14 protein-coding genes are annotated in these 21,824 nt (G+C 63.5%); 10 read left to right on the top strand and 4 right to left on the bottom strand.

The genetic code is table 11. The annotated features are described in order from the left end of the window. Position 1: 1 nt before the first annotated feature. The 6 genes from C1T17_RS05650 to C1T17_RS05675 all read left to right on the top strand — a co-directional run bounded on the left by C1T17_RS05650 (position 2) and on the right by C1T17_RS05675 (position 4,770). Positions 2–1,231: a murein hydrolase activator EnvC family protein gene (locus tag C1T17_RS05650; protein ID WP_104952605.1), complete on the top strand. Its 1,230-nt coding sequence runs from the start codon at positions 2–4 to the stop codon at positions 1,229–1,231. 105 nt (positions 1,232–1,336) lie between these two features. Beyond that, positions 1,337–2,692 carry a S41 family peptidase gene (locus C1T17_RS05655; RefSeq protein ID WP_104952606.1) on the top strand — a complete coding sequence of 452 codons (1,356 nt, stop codon included), beginning with the start codon at positions 1,337–1,339 and terminating at the stop codon, positions 2,690–2,692. 40 nt (positions 2,693–2,732) lie between these two features. Then, entirely contained in the window at positions 2,733–3,218 is a 486-nt protein-coding gene (locus C1T17_RS05660) for a disulfide bond formation protein B (protein WP_104952607.1), read from the top strand. Continuing rightward, positions 3,215–3,760, top strand: a complete 546-nt coding sequence (locus C1T17_RS05665) for a demethoxyubiquinone hydroxylase family protein (RefSeq protein WP_104952608.1) — start codon at positions 3,215–3,217, stop codon at positions 3,758–3,760. Before C1T17_RS05660 ends, C1T17_RS05665 begins: the two co-directional genes overlap by 4 nt. 11 nt (positions 3,761–3,771) lie before the next feature. Next, positions 3,772–4,317, top strand: a complete 546-nt coding sequence (locus tag C1T17_RS05670) for a hypothetical protein (protein WP_104952609.1) — start codon at positions 3,772–3,774, stop codon at positions 4,315–4,317. A gap of 66 nt (positions 4,318–4,383) precedes the next feature. Then, a complete protein-coding gene (locus tag C1T17_RS05675; protein WP_223262820.1) occupies positions 4,384–4,770 on the top strand; it encodes a hypothetical protein in 387 nt (128 codons plus the stop codon). Between the two features lie 32 nt (positions 4,771–4,802). On the opposite strand, the gene C1T17_RS05680 is transcribed toward C1T17_RS05675, so the two are convergent. From C1T17_RS05680 to C1T17_RS05690, 3 genes are all read right to left on the bottom strand, one after another. Continuing rightward, a complete protein-coding gene (locus tag C1T17_RS05680) occupies positions 4,803–5,207 on the bottom strand; it encodes a FecR/PupR family sigma factor regulator (RefSeq protein ID WP_223262821.1) in 405 nt (134 codons plus the stop codon). Continuing rightward, positions 5,131–5,730, bottom strand: a complete 600-nt coding sequence (locus C1T17_RS05685) for a sigma-70 family RNA polymerase sigma factor (protein ID WP_104952612.1) — start codon at positions 5,728–5,730, stop codon at positions 5,131–5,133. The genes C1T17_RS05680 and C1T17_RS05685 overlap by 77 nt, the downstream gene beginning before the upstream one ends. Positions 5,731–5,963: 233 nt before the next feature. Beyond that, positions 5,964–6,503: a hypothetical protein gene (locus tag C1T17_RS05690; RefSeq protein WP_104952613.1), complete on the bottom strand. Its 540-nt coding sequence runs from the start codon at positions 6,501–6,503 to the stop codon at positions 5,964–5,966. A 230-nt stretch (positions 6,504–6,733) separates the two neighbouring features. On the opposite strand from C1T17_RS05690, the gene C1T17_RS05695 reads away from it, so the two are divergent. The 4 genes from C1T17_RS05695 (at position 6,734) to C1T17_RS05710 (ending at position 11,182) form a co-directional block, all read left to right on the top strand. After that, a complete protein-coding gene (locus C1T17_RS05695) occupies positions 6,734–7,327 on the top strand; it encodes a class I SAM-dependent methyltransferase (protein ID WP_223262822.1) in 594 nt (197 codons plus the stop codon). Continuing rightward, entirely contained in the window at positions 7,324–8,499 is a 1,176-nt protein-coding gene (locus C1T17_RS05700) for an NAD(P)/FAD-dependent oxidoreductase (RefSeq protein ID WP_104952615.1), read from the top strand. Before C1T17_RS05695 ends, C1T17_RS05700 begins: the two co-directional genes overlap by 4 nt. A 172-nt stretch (positions 8,500–8,671) precedes the next feature. After that, the gene (locus C1T17_RS05705) at positions 8,672–10,606 is read left to right on the top strand and encodes a DEAD/DEAH box helicase (RefSeq protein ID WP_104952616.1); all 1,935 of its coding nucleotides are present in this window, start codon (positions 8,672–8,674) and stop codon (positions 10,604–10,606) included. Between the two features lie 123 nt (positions 10,607–10,729). Continuing rightward, the gene (locus C1T17_RS05710) at positions 10,730–11,182 is read left to right on the top strand and encodes a YaiI/YqxD family protein (protein ID WP_104952617.1); all 453 of its coding nucleotides are present in this window, start codon (positions 10,730–10,732) and stop codon (positions 11,180–11,182) included. 642 nt (positions 11,183–11,824) lie between these two features. Here the strand turns inward: C1T17_RS05710 and C1T17_RS05720 are convergent. Then, complete coding sequence (locus tag C1T17_RS05720; protein ID WP_104952618.1) at positions 11,825–21,823, bottom strand: autotransporter-associated beta strand repeat-containing protein; 9,999 nt, start codon at positions 21,821–21,823, stop codon at positions 11,825–11,827. Between the last annotated feature and the right edge of the window lies 1 nt (position 21,824).

Genomic DNA, 21,824 nt, shown 5'->3' on the forward strand with positions numbered 1-21,824 from the left:
GATGGGCAGGGGGCGGATCGGTGCAGGGCTGGGAGTGGCGATGATCGCCGCCGCGCTGGCCTATGCCGCCGCCGCACAGGATCTCGTGGTTCCCGGCATGGGCGCGACCAGCCTGACGCAGGAACGCCAGGCGCTAACCGCCGCCCGAAGGCAGGCAGACGCCGCCGCCCGCCGCTCCCGCCAACTCGAAGCGCAGGCCAACCAGGCAACGCAGGACGCCGACCGCGCCAACCGCAGCGCCGCCGCGCTCGCCGCGCGCATACAGGAGGCCGAGGCTGACATTCAGGCAGCACAGGCCCGCCTCGCGATCATCTCACGGCTACAGGGCGCGCAGGCCCGCCGCTTGGCCGATCGTCAACAGCCCATCGTCAAACTCACCGCCGCGCTGCAACTCCTCGCCCGCCGCCCGCCCGCGCTGGCGATCGCGCAGCCCGGTACGATCACTGACGCGGTGCATATGCGCCTCGTCCTCGACGCGATCCTGCCCGTGATCCGCGCCCGCACCGCAGGGCTGCGCGCCGAACTCGCGCGCAGCCGCGAACTCAGAAGCATTGCCGAACAGGCTGCCCGCGCGCTGGAGAACAGCCGCACCCAACTCGCCACGCGGCAGGGCGAATTGCGCCGCCTCGAAACCGCCAAGCGCATCGCCTCGCGCGATTATGCGTCCAGCGCCAGCCTCGAAGCCGACCGCGCCATTGCGATGGGCGAACATGCTCGCGACATCGTCGATTTGATGGATCAACTGGAAAGCGCAAGCGTCCTGCGCGAACGGCTCGCGAGTCTGCCCGGCCCGGTGATGCGCCCCGCGCGCCCAGGCGGCGTCGCCGCGCCCCGCGCCGACATCGCGCCCGAACAGTCCCGGCTCCCCGCCTATCGCCTCCCCGTAGTCGGCCAACTCGTCACCGGCTTTGGCGAAGTATCGGAAAGCGGCGTCCGCGCCCGCGGCCTCACCTTTGCCACGCAATCCGGCGCACAGGTCGTCGCGCCGACATCGGGCCGGGTCGCCTATGCGGGTTATTATCGCGGCTTCGGGCAGATCCTCATCATCGACCATGGGCAAGGCTGGACGACGCTCATCACCAATCTGCACCACCTGTCGGTCGAAGTCGGGAACAGCGTGCGGCAGGGCACACCGCTCGGCACCGCTGCACCCTCCGCCGCGACCGTCACTGTCGAACTGCGCCGCGATGGCCGCCCGGTCGACATCGTGCCGCTTCTCTCCAGCGGGTAGCGCTGCATTCATCGACGCGATGCAACGCTCGTCGACCAGACCTTTGCGCCGCGCCGCGAATACGCCTATATCGCCAGGTAACTCCCAGCAGGACTCAAACACCCGATGAAATCCACCTTCCTCCGAAGTGCCGTAGCTCTCAGTGCGCTTGCCCTCATTCCCGCCACGACGGCGGCTTTGGCAGAGGCGGAAGGCAACAGCTACAAGGCGCTCGACGAATTCATGGACGTGTTCCAGAAGGTTCGCAGCGATTATGTCGAGAAGGTCGATGACGAGAAGCTGATCAAGGGCGCCATTGAAGGCATGCTCTCCAGCCTGGACCCACATAGCAGCTTCCTCGACGCCCGCGACTTCGCCAACCTGCGTACCCAGACGGAGGGTAATTACGGGGGCCTCGGCCTCTCCGTCACCTTGGAGGACGGCGCGGTCAAGGTCATCGCCCCGACCGAGGACACCCCGGCTTTCCGCGCGGGGATCAAGGCTGGCGACTATATCACGCACCTCGATGGTCAGTTGATCTACGGTGGCACGCTCGACGAAGCCGTCGACAAGATGCGCGGCGCACCGGGCACCGCGATCAAGCTTACCATCGTGCGCCCTGGCCGCGACAAGCCCATCGACCTGTCGCTCACCCGCGAAGTCATCGAGCTGAAGCCGGTGAAGTGGGAAGTGAAGGATAATATCGGCATCATCAACATCGTCAGCTTCTCGGCCAACACCGGCGCCGACGTGCGTTCGGCGATCCGCAGCATCGACAAGTCACTGGGACGCAAGCCGACCGGATATATTCTCGACATGCGGTCCAACCCCGGCGGCCTGCTCGACGAAGCCGTGTCGGTCAGCGACGTGTTCCTGGAGCGCGGCGAAATCGTCTCACAGCGCGGCCGCGCCAAGGGCGATGTCGAACGCTATTTCGCCAAGCCCGGCGACGACGCGAAGGGCCTGCCGGTCATCGTGCTGGTCGACAGTGGCTCGGCCTCGGCCTCGGAAATCGTCGCGGGCGCGCTGCAGGACCAGCATCGCGGCCTCGTTATGGGCGAGCGCAGCTTCGGCAAGGGCAGCGTCCAGACGCTGCTGCCGCTCAGCAATACGACCGCCCTGCGTCTCACTACGGCACGCTATTATACGCCTTCGGGCCGGTCGGTGCAGGAAGGTGGCATCGAGCCCGATATCCGCGTGCCGCAGATTTCCGATCCCGATTACAAGGCACGCCCCAAGTTCCGCGAAAGCGACCTGCGTCGTCACTTGATCAACGAGATCAAGGTGGACGACAAGACGCTGGAGGAAGACGCCAAGGAAGATCCTCGCTTCAAGATGACAGCGGACGAATTGAAGAAAAAGGGCATCGACGACTTCCAGCTTTATTACGCGATGCAGACGATCGGCCGGATAGGGGGCGCCAAGCCTTCGATAATGGCCCGCGCCACGCCTGTTGCCGTCCGCAAGACCGCGTCGCGCTGAGCATGGGGAATTCGAAGCGGCTCGCTTTGACGGTTTTGGCATGACGGCTTTGTCCAGAGCCCGCCTCATCGCGATCCTCGCGCCCGTCGCTTTGCTCGGCGGCGCGCTGATCTCGCAATATGTTTTCGGCCTTCATCCGTGCGAAATGTGCATGTGGCAGCGTTGGCCGCATCTCGCGGCAATCGCCCTTGCGCTGCTTGCCATCGTAACGCGCGGGAAGCCCTCCACCAGCGCCGCGCTCACGGCCCTCGCGGCCATCGCGATCGGAGTCAGCGGCGGCATCGGCGCGTTCCATGCCGGCGTCGAATATGGCTGGTGGACCGGGCTGACCGCCTGCTCCACCACGCCGGTCGGGGGCAGCGCCGCCGATATTCTCGACAGCATCATGGCGACGCCGCTCACGCGCTGCGACGTTGCGCCATGGTCGCTGTTCGGCATTTCGCTCGCCGGCTTCAACGCGCTCTTGTCGCTGGCCGCCGCCATTGCCATTTTGGCATTGCTGGCAAAGGCGCGGAGGTCCGCATGACGGTGGCGAAGGATTACCCGAGACCGGGGCGCAAGCCCGACACTGCCGCGATGCTGCGCGTGGATCAGGCGGGCGAATATGGCGCGACGCGGATCTACGCGGGCCAGCTTGCCGTGATGGGCGACCGCCACCCGATGAGTCGCGTCATCGCCGGAATGGCCGCGCAGGAAGAACGCCACCGTCAGACCTTCGACCGCATGATCGTGGAGCGCGGCGTGCGCCCCGCCTTGCTCCAGCCGATCTGGGACGTTGCGGGTCATGCGCTCGGTGCTGTCACGGCGGCCTTGGGCCCGGAGGCAGCAATGGCCTGCACCGCCGCGATCGAAACCGAGATCGACCGCCATTATGCGGAGCAGCGCGTCGCGCTGGGGCAGCACGACAAGGAACTATCCACTGCCGTCGAGGATTTTCAGGCAGAGGAACTGGAGCATCGCGATGCCGCGATTGCCCATGGCGCGGAAAAGGCACTGGGTTATGCACTGCTCTCGGGCATGATCCGCCTGGGGTGCCGTGCGGCGATAAAGCTCTCGGCGCGTATTTGAAGGATGAAGCTATGAAGATCCTGCCGCTTGCCACCCTGGCGCTTCTGATGCTGCCAGCCTCGGTGCTCGCGCAGGATGGGCCTGCGTCCCCGCCTGCCGCGGTCCCCGCCGGCACCGACAATGAGAAGGTCAATCTCGTCATCGTCTATGGCGACGATCCATGCCCCAAGACTGCCGGTGACGAACTCGTCGTGTGCGGCCGCAAGGAGGAAAAGGAACGCTACCGCATTCCCGAACCCTTGCGCGGCGATCCGAACGCCCCCGCCAACCAGGCATGGGGCCAGCAGTACAAGTCGCTCGAATATGTCGGCAAGTCGGGCATCGACAGTTGCTCGCCATCTGGTATCGGTGGCTTCACCGGCTGCTTCAATCAGTTGGCGCGTAATGCGAAGGCGGAAAAGCAGCAGGCCAAGAACGCCAGTTGGGGCGATCTAGTCGCGGCGGAACGGGCCAAGCGTCTCTCCACCATCGATGCGCAATCGGATGCCATCGAAGCGCGCGTGAAAGCGGAAGAGGCTGCAGCGAAGAAGGATGCGCCGGTCACTGCGCCGAACTGATAGGACTGGTGAGGCCGATACGTTGTATACAGCAACCATTCAGCCATGCGGGTTGACTGTGTCGTCATGAAGAACCTTTTGTCAATTACCGTGCTGTCTCTATACGCAGTTGCAGGGGCCTCGGCCTTTGCCGAGCCGCCGCAACGCATTTACTCTCTCGTGGTCTATGGCAATGACGCTTGCCCGCCTTCCGAAGGCGACGAAATCGTCGTCTGCGCCCGCAAGCCAGAGTCCGAGCGCTATCGCATCCCCAAGACACTGAGGGACAAGCCAGCCCTGTCGGGCGGCCCCGGCTGGGGCAGTCAGGTCGCGAACATGGAAGCGGTCGGGCGGCAGACGCTACCTGGAAGCTGCTCTGTAAACGGCAGTTACGGCTTCACCGGCTGCACGGCGGCGGCGCTTCGACAGTGGTTCGCCGAACGCCGGATGCAGCAATCCGCCGGGGTACCCTGATACTCCCGAACGTCGCTGATAGAGTTCGAAATTTACTTTTTAGAAGCCTTTGCTTTGCATTGCTCGCTGTCTTCCGACGGCGACGAAAAGCCGAAATCACTACCTGTGATCTTTGCGGTCGCTCCTACGCCTGCCAGCAGCATAGACGCTGCCAGCGCGCCGCCTATCATGAAGCTGCGTGTGTTAGCCTTGGTCCGCTTAATCGGGGCAAGGGTGTTGTCTTGCAGATCAACGAGGCGGTCAGAGCTTTTGAGGGCTTCAGCACCATCCCATGCCGCTTCGACCCGCGCGAAGGCAACGGCATGCGCCGGGCTTGCCTCGATCCAGCCGTAAATCCGTGCCTTCTCGTCTTCGTCAGCGTCAGAACGAAGTTTGACAAGAAGCCTTGCGGCCTCTTCCTCTATCTCCGACCAATTGCGCCCGTTCGACTCCAGCACTTTCCGAATCCATTTCTTCGCGTTCCGACCAAGCGCGCATAACCATTGTGATGGCTTTGGCTAGATGCTTTTCAACAGTAGAAACGGATAGGCCCATTTCTTCCGCTATTTCGCTCATGGATTTCTCGTGGATGCGACGGAGGATGAAGACTCGGCGGCATTGAACTGGCAGCGACTCGACGATCTTCTCGACTTGCCGGAGCGCGTCGCGCGCTTCGAGCTGCCCTTCAAGCCCGGTATCCGATTGCAGTAGTTCTAGGTCCGCGATCGTCTCGAAGCTGACGATCTTGTTCCTACGCGCATTATCGATAACTAGATTGCGGGCGATTGTGAAAAGATAGGCGCGGCCTGCCGTGACCGGTTCCCAGTTATCAGTGGCATAGGCCCGTGCGAGCACTTCTGCCACCGTCTCTTCCAGCTCTTGCGTGGGTGGCAGAATGCGCCGCAACCGTCCCCGCAGAGCGGCTTCGTGCGGCAGTAGTGTTGACTTGAACCACTCAAGCTTTGCGCGAACCCGATCCACACCAGCCCCCTTGTGTGTTTTCCTTGTCGCCTCTCAGCCTCTCCGTCTTTGTGCTTATGAGCATATTTCAATCATGATTCGGACAGGCTGTCTATGCATGAGTGCAACTTTTCATGCTTTTGACGTAAATTCGTAATCGATTGTTCTTTTCCGTTCCTTTTGCGGCACAGGATCATTGTGCCCATGTAAGTTGGGCGTGGCGAGAGAATAGAATTGTGCCTTTAGATGATAGGCTACGCGCACTTCTCGTGACGAAACGTCGCTGACGGATTTTGCTCGATACGGACTAGGGTCGTCCCGCCGTTCTCCAGCTTCAAAGTCATGGTTTTGGTCCAGTTCTGCCCTTCGCCGCTGAAGTCGAAGCGGGCTTTCACTTCGGTAGGCGAAACAGCGTCGATGCTCTTGAGCTGGCCCAACGATTCGTAGAACTTCAGGCTGCTGGCGCTGACCGTCACTAGTCCCTTGGTATCGGAGCGGCTGAGGTCGCAATCGTTCCTGACCATGCCCCATCGCCCGCGGAAGGCCGTCGGCAGTCCGCTTTCTGATCCGCTCGATTCAGTAGTAGTCGGCGACACCTGCGTCTCGTTCGCGGCGTCGGAAACGCTAGCCGTGTTGACGGGCTCGACCTCTTCGACAGAATTGCGGATGGCGACATTATCCAGGGCCGGCGCGTCGTCCTGCTTCTGACAAGCGGATACTACCAGCGTGGCCGTCGCCACCAACAGGCTGGTAATGACGCGCGCCGTCTTTTTAAATTTCCGATCCCTGTCCATGCCCCAATCCACCCTGTTCCTGTTTGATCAGTTGATTGCCGGACTACCTCCGAATGAGCCGTCCGGCATCGACAAGCCTTGCGCCCATCGCGGCAGTATCGCAATGGTGCCACAACGAAGTCGTGACGCTTGGCGTTCCGCTTTTCGGACGGTACAGGTCACGCACAACAGGGCCGCCACGGAGCGTTAGTATCTTGCCAAGCCAACCCAGATTCAAACGCAGCCGCGCCGTGGCTCTCGAAACCTGCCGGACGGCCGCGACCGATTACCTCGATTTTCTCGCGGCCTGGGTCAAGAAGCCGCGCCAGACGGCGTCGGTCGTCCCCAGCAGTCGCTATCTTGCACAGCTGATGGTGCGCGGGCTTGATCCCGCCGATGGCCGCGTGATGGAACTGGGCGGTGGCACCGGCGTCTTCACGCGCGCCATCCTCGCAACCGGATTGCCTGCCGAAAAGCTGGAGGTAGTGGAGATCAATCCCGGCTTCGCGCGCAGCCTGCGCCGCCATTTCCCCCGCGCCTCGATCCTCGAAGTACCCGCGCAAAGCGTCTCCTCCCATGCAGCGGGCGAGCGGGGCAGCTATCAGATGGTCGTCAGCGGCCTGCCACTGCTCGCGATGGACAAGAGCCTGCACATCGCCATCCTTTCCGAAGCATTTGCGATGCTGCGTCCTGGCGGCAGCTTCGTGCAATTCACCTATTCGGTGCGTCCCCCCGTTTCCAAAACCATCCTAGACATGCTCGATCTGGACGTGTCGCGCGTGGGGCATACGGTTCGCAACTTTCCCCCTGCCACGGTATTCCGCTTCACTCGCCGCAGCGAATGACCGACCAATATGATGCGATAATCCTCGGTGCAGGCGGCGCCGGGCTGATGTGCGCGGCTATCGCAGGACAACGCGGCAAACGCGTGCTGGTGATCGACCATGCCGAAGCCGCGGGGAAGAAGATCCTGATTTCCGGCGGCGGGCGCTGCAATTTCACGAACATCCACACAGCGCCCGACCGATATCTCTCTGCCAACAAACACTTCATGAAGTCCGCGCTGGGCCGCTACACCGCCGCCGACTTCATCGCCTTGGTCGAGCAATACGGCATCGCCTATCACGAGAAGGCGCTGGGGCAGCTCTTTTGCGATGGCTCCGCGCGGCAGATCGTTGCGATGCTGCTAGAGGAATGCGCGAAGGGCAGGGCAGAGATCGCGCTGGGCGACGCCATCACCGACATCGCCCATGCCGACGCGCAATATCGCGTCACCTTCGGCGCGCGCACAGCCTCCGCGCCTGCGCTCATCATCGCCACTGGCGGCCCATCCATCCCGAAGATGGGCGCAACCGGCTTCGCCTATGACCTCGCCCGCAAGTTCGGCATGAAAGTCGTCGAGCCGCGCCCGGCGCTAGTCCCGCTGACATTGGGCGGCGACGAAACCCTGTTCCGCGACCTGTCCGGAGTCTCCGCCGACGTCATCGCGCGTTGCGGCAAAACCGCCTTCCGCGAAGCCGCTCTTTTCACGCATCGTGGATTGTCCGGCCCGGCGATCCTGCAGATCTCGTCTTATTGGCGGCACGGACAGCCCATCGGAATCGACTTCCTGCCCTCCAACAGCGCCGACTGGCTGGTCGAAGCAAAACGCCTCAAACCCCGCGCAACTCTGCGCTCCACGCTCGCCTCGGCACTCCCCGATCGCCTCGCCGAAACCCTGTCGGAACGCCTCGCCCTTCCCGGCGATCTCGCCAGCCAGACCGACAAAGCACTCCAAGCCGCGACCCAGCGGCTCGCCGCCTGGCAATTCCACCCGAACGGCACCGAAGGCCTCGCCAAGGCCGAAGTCACGCTGGGCGGCATCAGCACCGCAGAGCTGTCGTCTCAGACGATGGAATCGCGCACATCTCCGGGTCTTTTCGCCATCGGAGAGGCCGTCGACGTAACAGGTTGGCTAGGGGGCTATAATTTTCAGTGGGCATGGTCTAGTGGGTGGGCAGCCGGGCAGGCTCTTTAGTGCACGCTGCCCCGGAGTGATTTCAGGTCGGAAGGGTGGTTTTCGCTGGGTGGATTAGCATCTGGCGTCTTGAAGCCACTGAAAAACATAAGAAAAATGGGGAACCGGCCGTTCCAGACGTCACATCATAATTTCAGCCGTTGCGGCGTGCCAAACTGATTCGAGTATTAGAATGCCATTCACGACCCTGCCCAAGCTTCTTTCCGAGGCTCTCGCCGCCCGTGGCTACGCCGCGCCTACCCCGGTTCAGGCCGCCGTTCTCGAACCCGAAGCGCTTGGCCGCGACCTCGTCGTCTCCGCGCAGACCGGTTCCGGCAAGACGGTCGCCTTCGGCCTCGCCATGGCCGACGATTTGCTGAACGCCGAAGGTTTTGCGATGCCGACGCAAAAGCCACTCGCCCTCATCATCGCCCCAACTCGCGAACTGGCCCTGCAGGTCAGCCGCGAACTCATCTGGCTCTACGGCCCCACCGGTGTGCGCATCGCGACCTGCGTCGGCGGCATGGATGCCTCGAAGGAGCGCCGCAATCTGGCGCAGGGCGCACAGATCGTCGTCGGCACGCCCGGTCGCTTGCGCGATCACCTTGAGCGTGGCGCGCTCGACCTCGCTGAACTCCGCGCCGCCGTGCTCGACGAAGCCGACGAAATGCTCGACATGGGCTTCCGCGAAGACCTGGAGCAGATCCTCGACGCCACGCCCGAAGGCCGCCGCACACTCCTCTTCTCGGCCACCATGCCAAAGCCGATCGTCGCGCTCGCCAAGCGTTACCAGAAGGACGCGCTGCGCATCTCCACCGTCGGCGAAGATCGCGGCCATGGCGACATCAGCTATCAGGCCGTCACCATCGCGCCCGCCGATATCGAAAACGCCTGCGTCAACCTGCTGCGCTTCCACGAGGCCGAAACCGCGATGCTGTTCTGCGCCACGCGCGACAACGTTCGCCACCTCCACGCCGGTCTCACCGAACGGGGCTTCGCAGTCGTCGCCTTGTCCGGCGAGCATAGCCAGAACGAGCGTAACGCAGCGCTGCAAGCCTTGCGCGATCGCCGCGCCCGCGTCTGCGTCGCTACCGATGTCGCCGCGCGCGGCATCGATTTGCCGACATTGAGCCTCGTCGTCCACGTCGAACTGCCACGTGACGCCGAAACGCTTCAGCATCGCTCGGGCCGCACCGGTCGCGCGGGCAAGAAGGGCACTGCCGTCCTCCTTGTCCCCTATCCCCGCCGCAAGCGCGTCGAATCCATGCTGCGTGGCGCGAAGATCAATGCGGAGTGGATCTCCGCTCCCACACCGGAGGATATTCGCCGCAACGACCGCGAACGCCTGATCCTCGCGCTGCTCGAACCCGTCGAAGTGGACGAGGAAGATCGCGAACTGGCCCAGCGCATCCTGGCCGAGCGCAGCGCCGAGGATATCGCCGCCGCCCTGGTCCGCGTCCACCGCGCCCGCATGCCCGCGCCCGAGGAACTGCTGGACGGCGCGCAAGCCCCCCAGCGCAACGACGGCCCGCGCCCCGGTTTCGAGGATACTATCTGGTTCCGCATGAACATCGGTCGCAAGGACAATGCCGATCCGCGCTGGCTGCTGCCGCTACTCTGCCGCCGTGGCCATATCACGCGTGGCGAAATCGGCGCGATCCGCCTCGCCGCTAGCGAAACCCTGTTCGAGATTCCGCGCGCCGTCGCAGGCCGCTTCATCACGGCTGTCAAGCGCACGGCGGGCGATGATCCGGATGGCGAAGGCGCAGTCATGATCGAGGAAGTGAAGGGCGGCACGCCGCGCGACGAAGCCCGCAGCAACCGCCGCAACGACGGTCCGCCGCCGCGCCGCTACGACGCGCAGCCCTCCGAAGGTCGCGGCTATCAAGGGCGGAATGAGTCGCGCGGCGAACCTCACGGTGAAGGCCGTCCTCCCCAGCGCGCGCAACTCGGCACGCGTCCCGGCGGCACAGGCGCACCCCGAAACGGTGGCGGTGGCAAACCGTTCGGCGCAAAGCCCTTCGGCGATCGCCCAAGCGGCCCCGGCGGCGCACGTCCTCCGTTCAAGGGCAAACCCGGCGGCGGCAAGCCCTTCGCCGGCAAGCCCCGCGGTGGTCGTCCGGGCTAACGCATAACATCTAAACCGTTCGCCCTGAGCGAAGTCGAAGGGATCTGCCGAGCGCAAGCGAGGCCCCTTCGCCACGGGCACGGCGAGCGGTTTGAGGTATCTGCGAACAAGAAGGCTTCTGACATGCCCCGCATCCTCGTCGACGCAGACGCCTGCCCGGTAAAGGACGAAATCTACCGCGTCGCCTTCAGGCACGAAGTTCCGGTGACGATCGTCAGCAACAGCCCGATCCGCGTGCCCGCCCACCCGCTTATCGACCGGATCGTCGTCAGCGACGGCTTCGACGCCGCCGACGACTGGATCGCCGAGCGGGCAGGGGCTGACGCCATCGTCATCACCGCCGACATCCTCCTTGCCGACCGCTGCCTGAAGGCTGGCGCGGCGGTGATCGGCAGCAACGGCAAGCCCTTCACGATGAGTTCCATCGGCAGCGCCATCGCCACCCGCGCGATCATGGCCGACCTCCGCGCCGACGGCACCGCCATCGGCGGCCCACCTCCTTTCAGCAAAGCGGACCGCTCGCGCTTCTTGCAGACACTGGACGAGGCCTTGGTGCGGATGAAGCGGGGGCGGTAGTTCGGCAGTGCTGGCCAAGTCGTCAGGCAAATCTGCTGAGACATACACAGGTGGTTTACTGACTGTCCGCAAACTCAGACGATTAGCGGATTGTGACACTACAACGCGGATAGTGGCAGCGAGCAAAATCATCGATCATCGCAATAAGAACCATCGGCAGATTAAGCATACATAGAAAATCAGCATAGTCGCGTGTTAGCATCCTTGCGCGGAGCATCGAACATCACGGTCGACGCAGCGACGGCCGAAATAGATAATGGCAAAGCTTTCAATGATAGAAGACCCTATGTCGCTGCACAAAACTGCTACGTCGCCTCCCTTTTTGGCTAAACAAACGGCTTTTCCTATTCACTTGAGTTCTAGAATGAGGGTGGACAACGCAGCTATCCGATCAACAGTAGACTGCAGCTCTCCGGGGCGAGCCTCTGCATGCTGACGCTCGGTCAGGTTTCGGATGAAGCCTGTGAAGAAGCGCTGCCCATTCGTTGACAGCAGCTCCAGCGAAAAAAGTAGAGCTATCGCGTCGTTCGCCTACTACGATGCGGCCTTTTCCGATGATGCGTCTCTCACCCCTGAGATGGTATCGTTCAAGATAGCTATCGTGCGGGGGCGTTGGATAAGATCGCTAGCGGATTCCGGCTATCAGAAGGGGAGTCGGAGACCGGCCGTCCCCTTCAAGCTGTAGCTTTTGCCGAAATCGTTGAAGGCTGTGTTTGCCGAGGCTTCCGCGTAGAGCGTGAGGCGATTGCCTAGCACGATGCTGCTGCCCACGCCCAGCTCGCCCCACAGGCGATGGTTCTCGCGCGCGATCGGTGCGCCAGACACATCGGTGACGGTGCCGTCGAGCCACTCGTAAGAGAGGTTCCCCACAACATACAGACGGCTGCGTGCATCCTGCCGGTCGAGCGCCATGCCCCAACGGGTCTTTAGGCTGTCACCGAGCTTCGACGAGACCACCGCTCCATGCGGGTCGGTGAACTGATCGAACTTGACAGTCGAGTAGGCCACCTGGATCTGTGGGGTGACCGAAAGCGTTTTGCCGACCGGCGCGCGCTTCCCGAGCTCGATGCTATAAGCTTGTCCAGTGCCGTTATTGCTGTCAGCGAGCCTGCCGAGCACCTGGGACTTCAGCTTGCTATCGAACCAGTTCATCTGCGCGCGGCCATCGACATAGAAGCCTTGCGCGCCGAACCACGTCAGCGTTGCACCGGCGCTGTAGCCCTTGGTCTTGATGCTGCCGTTGCCAAATAGCGAGACGATGTTAGCGGAGGCTTCGCCATAGCTGCCGAGCACGCCCAGCACGAGAGTCGCGCCGCCGCTGCGCTCATCGAGCACATAGTCTGCGCCGAGCTCGTACTTCCAATTATCGACATTGACGTCCGCAAGGCTGGTAGAGAACGCCGCGTTGGGCCGCGCGCGCTTAGCTTCCGTGCGCCCCCAGATGCCGGATGCCTTGCCACTTTCGATTTCCGCCCACCGCCGATTGCCGATCCGCTGTTGCATCGTGCCGAGCTCGGTGAGCGCGAGTAGGTTCTGGCCATAAGCCTCATAGATCGGCACCCCCGGTTGGTAGAGCGGGGTCTGCGGTTCATTGGGTGCATTTAGCAGGCTCGAACGCAGATACCAGTCGCCGTCGGTCGGTGTGCTTACTCCGTTCTTGTACAGCCGGTAGCCATAAGCTCCGGCGATCACCGCTTGGTCGCCCTCGAACGCATAATCACCATTAAGGGTGAACCCGCCGTCGGACGCGCCGTCCACGTCGACGATCTTGATGCCGTTGACTGTCGGGGCGCCAAGCCCACCGCGGTTGACCACATCGATCGCGGTGGTGCCCGCTGTGGCACCGTCCACTATGAGGAGATCGGTCCGCGAACGGTCGTCGCCAAGGGCAGTCTCGATTTCCAGACGCCCGCCTGAGCCGGTATAGCCCCCCACGGTCAGTGTGCCGAACCCGTTGCGACCCGGCGCCAAGATGCCTTCGTTGCTGACGCTGCCTACTTGGCCCGTGCCCTCAAGGCGGCTGCCGCTGTTGACGCCCACTGCGCCGCCGAATGCGCCGGTGACCGCGAGCGTACCGCCCGCGACCGTCGTCGTTCCGGTATAGCTCCCGTTGATGCCGGTCAGCAGTAGCGTACCGGCACCGGCCTTGGTCAACTCTCCGGCGCCGGAGAGTTGACCTCCCAACGTGAAGGTGGTGGCCTCAGCCGTCGAGATCGTCGCCGTTCGTGTCAGCGCGATCGCCCGGCCGCTGGTGAGGGTGGAGCTGGTCGCGAGCGTGCCGCCGTCGAGCGTCACGTTGCCTTGGGCCGCACCCAGATTGGCGTCAGCCGCGATCTGCACCGTGCCGCCGTTAATCAGGGTGCCGCCAGTGTAGGTGTTGGCGCCGCCGAGCACGAGTTTGCCGGCATCGGACTTGACCAGTTGCGCATCGCCCGATAGCGCCGAATTGATCGTCGTAGTAAACTCGGCGCCTGCCGTACTGCCGTCGCCGACGCGAATTGTCGTTTGGGGTCCGGTCAGTGTTAATGCATCGCCAGTGATCGTATAGCTACCGGCCGTGAACTGGAGGCCCGAAACCGTCACCTGGCCGGCACCATTGCTTACAGCGACCGTGCCGCCGGTGCCGCCGAACACCGCAAACGCGCCGTCGGAATAGGCGGCGTTCAGCGCGCCGCTCGAGTTGGTCCAATTGTCGCTGGCGATGCCGTTCTGCCAGATACCGTTGCCGCCATTGATCACACCGTTGTTCTTGGGGCCAACCGCGCCGTCCCAGAAGTTGAGCACCAGCCCGGCGCTGTTCACCAGATTCACTTGGCCAGCTACCGAGGTCTGCACGGTGACGTTGCTGCCCGCCGGCAATACGCCGAGTGTCAGGCCATTGTCGGTAAGCGCGCCGCCATAGTCGAATACGCGGTATACGCCAGTGTCGAACATGCCGCCTGCGGGCACAGCCACGTTGATCGTGCCGTCGAGCAGGAGGTCGCCGCCTACATTAACCAAGTCGTTGAGCGCACCGCCCGCGACGTTGGCTTGCCCGAACTCATATGCGAGCGTCGCGCCTTCCGCGAGCGATAGACTGCCGCCGATGGTCAGCGTGCCCGCGTCACCTGCGCCGGGGGTGATGATTGCCCCATCGGCAAGCGCCACATTGCCGCCGATCGTGCCGACGCCGCCCAGGTCTGCACCCCCCGTGACGTTCACCCCGCCGGTCGCAGCCGAATAGTCGCCGTTCACCAGCAAAAGGCCCTGTGCGATGGTGGTGACGCCCACATAGTTGCCAGCCCCGTCGAGGATGAGGGTTCCCGCGCCACCTTTGGTGAGGCTGCCAGCGCCTGAGATTTCTCCGGTCAGGATCAGCGTCGTGCCGGTATCGGTGCGAAAGATGCCTGCACCAGCAAGATCGACGACGCGGGCCGAACTCAGGTTGGCAGTGGTGTTGAGCGTGCCGCCATTTAGGTCAAGTCCGTTGCTGGCATTACCCAAATTAGCGTCGCTGCCGATGCGGAGCGTGCCGCCAATGATCGCAGTGCCGCCAGTATGGCCGTTGGTACCCGAGAGCACGAGTGTGCCCAGGCCGGTCTTGACCAGTTGTGTGGCGCCGGTGATGTCACTCGCGATCATGGCGGTATAGTCTGCTCCCCCGGTCGTGCCGTCACCGACCCGGATCACCGACTGCGGCCCGATCAGCGTAAGCGCGCCGCCGGTGATCGTGTAGCCGTTAGTCGCAAATTGCAGGCCCGATGCAGTGACTGTGCCCAGGCTGTTGTCGATCGCTACCGTCCCGGCGGCACCAGTGAAGATGGCGAAGGCGCCATCGGAATAGCCCGCATTCACCGCGCCACCGGCATCGGCCCAATTGTCGTTGCCTATATCGCTCTGCCATTCACCGTTGCCGCCGTCGACGGCATTGTTGAACTTGGGGCCAGCCACGCCATCCCAGAAATTAAGCGTCGAGCCGCCGACGTTGATCAGGTTGACCTGATTGGCGACCGGAGTCTGGACGAACACATCGGCGCCCGTCGGCAGGAGCCCAAGCGTAAGGCCTTTGTCGGTCAGCGTGCCGCCATAGCTGGCGATGCGGTAAAGACCGATGTCGAAGGCGCCGCCAGGCGTCACCGCGACGTTGAGCATGCCGTCGAGCGTGAGGTCGCCGCCGACGTTAACGACGTCGTTGAGCGGACTGCCGACCGCATTGGCCGCGCCGAATTCATAAGCGAGCGCCGAGCCGCCGGACAGCGCCAAACTGCCGTTGATGGTGAGCGTCCCCGGCCCGCCGTCACCCGGCGCCAACTTAGCGCCGTCAGCCACTACAACGTCACTGCCGATCGTTCCCAAACCGCCCATCGTCGCGCCCGTTGCTACGCTAGTAAGCCCCGTAGCGGTCGACTGGTTGCCGTTGACGAGCAACGTGCCTGCGGTGACGTTCGTCGCACCGGTATAGCTGTTGGTGCCCGCGAGTGTGAAGGTGCCGGTGCCGTTTTTGACCAATGCACCGTTGGCTCCGGCGATCGTGCCGGAGAAGCTCGTGCTGTTGGCTGTTCCGAAACTCAGCGACTTGTCGCCAAGTGCCACTATGCCCGCACCTGAGAAGTCACCGATTGTCGTGCCAGCGCTGGCGAGAGCAGCGATATCGAATATGGCTCCGTTATTCACCGCCACCGCGCCGCCCGAGTAGAGTGCGCCGTCGTCGGTGAGGACGAAGGTACCAGACGAAACGGTGGTGCCGCCAGTATAGCTGTTAGCTTTGAAGAACCGCACCGCACCGCCCGGCGCCGCGATCACGACGTTGCCGCCCGTGCCGCCGGCGATACCGCCGTCGGTGATCGTTCCCGACCAGTCGGTGGAGGAGTTGCCAAAGCCGAGCGTCAGCGTTTTGGAGCCTAAGGCAATGGTACCTGCGGGACCGCTATTGAGCTGGATCACGCGTGCGCCGGTGTTGGTCTGCGAGATGTCGAAGACCGTGCCTGCGCTGACCACTAGGTCGCCAGTACCGATCGTCCCCGCGCCGGCCAGCGCCAGCGTGCCGCCCGCGATGGCGGTTCGATTGTTATAGGTGTTGGCACTCGTCAGGGTCAGCTTCCCGGAGCCGAGCTTGTTAACGAAGGTGCCAGTGGCACTATTGGGTCCGTCACCTATTACACCGGCCAAGGTGACATCGAAGCTTTGGGTGTCGATATCATTTGAAGTGGGGCTACCCAAAAGGATTGCTCGGTTCGACGTGAACGAGCCTGCCGCCTGGAGCGTGCTGCCCTGAAGCGATAGCGTACCCGCAGCAGCGCCAAGATCGGCATCGCTCGAGACCTGTACGGTGCCGCCACCGACCACGGTGCCGCCTGCATAGCTGTTGGCACCGTTCAGGATAAGCATACCGCCGCCCAGCTTGGTGAGTGTGCCTGTTCCCGAGATCGCGGCGCTGAGCGTGAATGTGTCGCTGCGGTTCACCACCAACGCGGCATTGTTGACGATGTCGCCGGCCACACTGCCGGTCGCGGCGCCATTGCCAAGCTGGAGCGTCCCGCTATCGATCCGCGTCCCGCCGGTGTAGCTACTTGTGCCGGTGAGCACGAGGGTGCCGAGATCGGTTTTGACCAGTCCCGCACTACCCGAGAGTTCGCTTGCAATGGTCGCGGTGTAGCCCGCGCCTGCCACGCTGCCGTCGCCGACCTGGACGAGCGCCTGTCCCCCGGTGAGGGTCAGCGCGTCGCCAGTGATCCCATAGCCATTGCTCGCGAACTGCATGCCCGACGCGCGGACGTTGCCGCTGCTATTGTCGACACTCACCGTCCCGGGCGCGGCCGAGAAGATCGCGAAGCTGTCGGGAGTATAGTCGGCGTTTAGTGCACCAGTGCTATTGCTCCAGTTGTTCGAGCCGCCGCCGATGCGCCATACGCCGTTGCCGCCGTCTATCTGGCCATTGTTCTTGGGGCCGGCTGCGCCGTCCCAGAAGCTCAGCGTCAGCCCGGCCGAATTGACGAGGTTGACCTGTCCCGCGACCGCGGTCTGCATCGAGACCGTGCTGCCGACTGGCGTGGCGCCAAGAGTAAGACCATTGTCAGTGAGCGCGCCGCCGTAATTGAAAATGCGGTAGATGCCCGGACCGAAGCTGCCGCCGGTCGGCACCGACACGTTGAGCGTCCCGTCGAGCACTAGATTGCCGCCGACATCGATTAGATCGTTGAGCGCACCGCCTGCGATATTGGCTTCGCCGAATTGCATCGACAGCGTCGCATTGGCTGCGAGCGCCAGATTGCCATTGATTGCCAGCAGGCCGGGCAGGCCGTCGAGCCCGCCCGGATCGAGCGTTCCCCCATCGGCGATCGAGACATTGCCGCCGATCACGCCGGTCCCGCCGAGTACCGCGCCGGAGGCTACGCTGGTCAGCCCTGTGGCTGCGGTCTGATTGCCGTTGACGAACAGGGCGCCGGCATTGACTTGGGTGTCGCCCGAATAGCTGTTGGCGCCGCTCAGCGTCAGCGTGCCCGCGCCCGTCTTGACCAGATTACCAGCGCCGTTGATTCCGCTCGTCAGCCCGAAGGTGGTCCCGGCGTCCGTCAGCAGGGTACCGTTGCTCGCGAGCGCGACCGCGCGGCCACTGTCGAAGCTTGCCGTCGTCTGGAGCGTACCGCCGTTGAACGTGAGGCCGCCCGTCGCATCGCCTAGGTTAGCGTCGCCGGAGACCCGAAGCACGCCGGCATTGATCGCCGTGCCGCCAGTGTAGCTGTTGGCACCTGTGAGCAAAAGCGTGCCGATATCCGCTTTGAGCAACTGGGCCGATCCGGTGAGTTCAGTCGCGATGCTTGCTGTTATGCCCGCACCCGTCGCGGTGCCGTCCCCGACGCGGATCGTCGCCTGCGCACCAGTGAGAGTGACGGCGTCGCCCCCGATCAGATAGCCATCCGTCAGGAACTGCATGCCCGCTACATTGACCGCACCAAGGCCTTCGTCGACGGTGACGGTGCCCGCGGCGCCTTGAAACACGGCAAATGCGCTGTCCGCGAACGGTGCATTGGGGATGCTGCCCTCATCCACCCAATTGTCGTTGCCCGTGAAATTCTGCCACAGGCCATCGCCGCCACTGACGACGCCGTCATTTTTCGGGCCGCTGCCGTCCCAGAACCGGAACTGGAGCCCCGCCGTGTTCACGAGGTTCACCTGATTAGCGACCGACGTCTGCACATAGTAGCCCGGCGATGGAATCGTGCCGATCGTCAGTCCATTATCGGTAAGGGCTCCGTCATAGTTGATGATCCTGTAGATGCCCGGATCGAAGCTCCCGCCTACAGAGGTCTGTACGTTGAGCGTGCCATCAAGCACGAGGCTGCCACCAACATTCACCAGATCGTTGAGGGCACCGCCGACAACGTTCGCCTGACCCAGGTTCAAGTTCAGGGTAGAGCCTGCCGCAAAGTTCAGATTGCCGTTGATCGTCAGCGCGCCCGGCGCGATGCCACTATCGCCCGGATTCAGCGTCCCGCCCGCCACCGTGACGTTTCCGCCGATCGTTCCCTTGCCGCCCAGCGTGCCGCTCGCCGCCACCGTGGTCAGTCCGGACGCCGCAGTTTGATCGCCGTTGACGATCAGCGTCCCGCCCGAGACATTGGTCGTTCCGGTATAGCTGTTGTTGCCCGTCAGGATCGTAGTACCGGCCACCTGATTGATATTGCCGATCCCGCTTACAAGCGCCGCAAAACCATAGGCCGGATCGGTGTGGTTGAAATTGACTCGCGAGGTCGCGCTGCCGAGGTTGAGCGATGCAGCATTTATGGCCCCGGCAGCCGCAGCGGTCAGGCTCTCGCCCCCGCCAATGTTGAGCACGCCGGTCGCGCCAGCATTACTGGCAAGCGTCAGCGATCCGCCGACGTTAAGCAGCCCACTATCGGTCAGCGTGACTATGCCCGTCCCGACGCCGCTGCCGACAATGAGGTTCCCCGTCGTGGTGAAGCGTGCACTCGCGCCTGAAACCAGCAAGTTTGCAGGACGCGCAGCCGAGACCGAGCCGATCGTCGCGCTGGTGAAGTTCGCCGCGCCGCCGTTCAGCAGCGAGAAGGTACCGTTGGTCATCGACAGAGAGCTGCTGCTGGTCCAGTTGGACCCCGCCCCGGTGATCGTGACGAACGGTGCGGTCGTATTGCCGGCCACTGCACCGATCTGACTCGCCCCGGCGGTGCGCAGCGCACCGCCCGAGCTGATCGTCGCGCCGGCAATGTTGCTGGCAGTGGACGTCCCCACCAAAAATCCGCCGGCGACGTCCGCGAGCGAACCCGCACCGGATATATTGAGGCTCGTGAGGACCGGGCCAACCGGCCCGTTGCGAAGTGTCAGGTTGCCGGTCGTCGTTCTGAACACGCCGCCATTCGAGACATTCACGGTCGCGCTCACACCCAAACCGGATTGAGATTGTGCAATGAGTCCCGTGGTACTGAAAACCGAACCGCTTCCATCGATGCTGAGCACCGCCGAGGTGATACCCGTTGCGCCACCGGAGTTGACCGTGTTTCCGCTGGCAATGCGAAGCTCGCCCGCGTTGACAGTGGTCATACCGCCATAGCTGCTGCTGCCGGTCAGGCTGAGGGTGCCGGCACCGGACTGAGTGAGCGTACCGGTGCCACTGACGCTGCCATCATAGGTATAGGCATCGCTCCGCTGGAACTCGAGCGTGCCATTGTTGACAATATCGCCGACGATGCTGCCCGTGGTGCCGGCAGCCCCGATCTGGAGCGTGCCGGCGGTAATGGTCGTGCCGCCGCTATGGGTAGCATCGCCGGTCAGCGCCAGGATGCCGGCGCCACTTTTGATGAGCCTACCACCGCCGGTGACAGTGCCTGTCAACCTCAGCGTCGCGAGCGCGTTGCTGGTGAGGAAGGTCCCGGCCCCGGTCAGCGTGACCGCCCTGCCGGTTATCATGCTCGTCGTGGTGTCGAGCGTGCCGCCATTGAAATCGAGCCCGCCCGCCACCGCGCCGAGATTGGCATCGCTCGCGACGCGCAATGTGCCGCCGTTGATCGCGGTCCCCCCCGTGTAGGTGTTGGCGCCACTCAGGACGAGGGTGCCAAGGTCGGTCTTGACCAGCCGGGTCGTGCCGGCGAGCACCGCCGCGATCGTGGCGGTATAGCCGGCGCCAACGGCCGTGCCGTCGCCGACGCGGACCATCGAGTCCGGGCCGATCAGCGTCAGCGGGGCGCCATTGATAAGATAGCCATTGCTCGCGAATTGCAGTCCGGACGCGGTCACCGCGCCGTCTGTATTGTCGACCGTCACGGTGCCGGCGGTTCCGGCGAAGATAGCGAGCGTACCGTCGGCATAAGCGGCATTCACGCTGCCGTCGGCATTGGTCCAGTTATTGTCGGCGCCGCCAAGATGCCAGGTGCCGTTTCCGCCATTGATCACATTGTTGAACTTTGGCCCGGCATTCCCATCCCAGAAGCTTTGCGAGAGGCCTACCGAGTTGATCAGATTGACCTGGCCGGCGACCGAGGTCTGGACAGTGACGCTGCTCCCGACCGGCAGTACGCCGAGCGTGAGGCCATTGTCGGTGAGCGTGCCGCCATAGTTGAACACGCGGTAGATGCCGCCACCGAAAGCCCCGCCGGCTGATACGCCGACGTTGATCGTGCCGTCGAGCACCAGATTACCGCCGACATTGATGAGATCGTTGAGTGGTCCGCCCGCGACACCGGCCTGACCAAACTCGAAGTTAAGGATCGAACCACCTGCCAGTGACAAATCACCATTGATCGTCATTGTGCCGGGACTATTGCCCGGCGCGACGATGCCGCCGTTTGCGACGGTTACACTGCCGCCAACGATACCACCACCCCCAAGCGTCGCGCCGGACGCAATGCTGGTGAGACCGGTCGCGGCGGACTGGTCGCCGTTAATCAGCAGCGTGCCCGCATTCACGTTGGTGGTGCCGGTATAGCTGTTGTTTGCCGTTAGTGCGACGATGCCGGTGCCGGCTTGCGTGACCGACCCGGTTCCCGAAATGAGGCCGCCAAAGCCGATATTGTCGGAGCGATTGAAAACCAGTGCGCCGCTGTTCGCCGCGTTGCCGATGATGGAGCCGCTGGTGCCTCCATTGCCGAGCGACAGCGTGCCCCCCGCGATCGTTGTCCCGCTGGTATAGCTGTTGGCGCCGGTCAGCGTCAGCGTGCCCCCACCTACCTTTGTCATTCCGCCCGCACCGGAAACCACGCCGCTGAGGGTGAAGCTGGTTCCGGCGTCGGTTAGTATCGTGCCCGCGCCGGTCAGCGTCACGGTGCGCGCGCTGCTGATGTTCGCGGTCGTCCGCAAGATGCCGTTGTTGAAGCCGAGCGGACCTGCGGCCGCGCCCAGATTAGCGTCGCTGGAGACCTGCAGCGTTCCGGCGTTAATCGCCGTCCCGCCGGCATAGCTGTTGATGCCGGTCAGGATCGTCGTGCCTGCGCCAGCCTGCCGCACCGAACCGGTGCCGGAAATCACACCATTGAACGTGATGGTGTCCGAGCGGTTGACCGCCAGCACGCCATCATTGGCGACATTGCCGGTGATGCTGCCGCTTGTCCCACCATTGCCGAGCTGCAGCGTGCCCGCGCTGATCGTGGTGCCCCCGGTATAACTATTGATGCCGGTGAGGATCGTAGTGCCGGTGCCGAGCTGCCGCACC

This window comes from Sphingobium sp. SCG-1 (assembly GCF_002953135.1).
Lineage (GTDB): Bacteria > Pseudomonadota > Alphaproteobacteria > Sphingomonadales > Sphingomonadaceae > Sphingobium.